The 585-nt window shown below is 49.6% G+C and carries 1 tRNA gene and 2 rRNA genes; all 3 read right to left on the reverse strand.

Annotated features, from left to right (window positions below):
* Positions 1 to 97, reverse strand: a 23S ribosomal RNA gene (locus MUA00_RS00250); the annotation flags it as partial.
* A gap of 225 nt (positions 98 to 322) precedes the next feature.
* Positions 323 to 398: transfer RNA gene (locus MUA00_RS00255), tRNA-Glu, on the reverse strand.
* Between the two features lie 85 nt (positions 399 to 483).
* Positions 484 to 585, reverse strand: a 16S ribosomal RNA gene (locus MUA00_RS00260); the annotation flags it as partial.

Consider the following 585-nt stretch of genomic DNA (forward strand, 5'->3'; position numbering starts at 1 on the left):
GGTTCATATCACCTTACCGGCGCTTATCGCAGATTAGCACGTCCTTCATCGCCTCTGACTGCCAGGGCATCCACCGTGTACGCTTAGTCGCTTAACCTCACAACCCGAAGGTGTCTCGTGAGACACAGTCGTGATTGTGAAAATTTGAGAGACTCGAACACACCGTATCTTCCTTTCTTATTACGGAGAAAGGAAACAGTGTGTCGTTTCAATTTTCAGCTTGTTCCGGATTTTTAAAGAGCAAATACTTCGCGGTACACTGTCGCCAGTATACCCGGAAGTATTTATAGGTTTCGCATCTTTCACTTACGTTACCAGCAAGTGGCGTCCCCTAGGGGATTCGAACCCCTGTTACCGCCGTGAAAGGGCGGTGTCCTGGGCCTCTAGACGAAGGGGACACTTAAGTCTCACTCGCAAGACGCCTTGCTTCTTTACTTCTATCAGACAATCTGTGTGAGCACTGCGCGGGTTGTATCTTTAAGGTAAGGAGGTGATCCAACCGCAGGTTCCCCTACGGTTACCTTGTTACGACTTCACCCCAGTCATGAATCACAAAGTGGTAAGCGCCCTCCCGAAGGTTAAGCT

Source organism: Dryocola boscaweniae, from assembly GCF_025215095.1.
GTDB lineage: Bacteria > Pseudomonadota > Gammaproteobacteria > Enterobacterales > Enterobacteriaceae > Dryocola > Dryocola boscaweniae.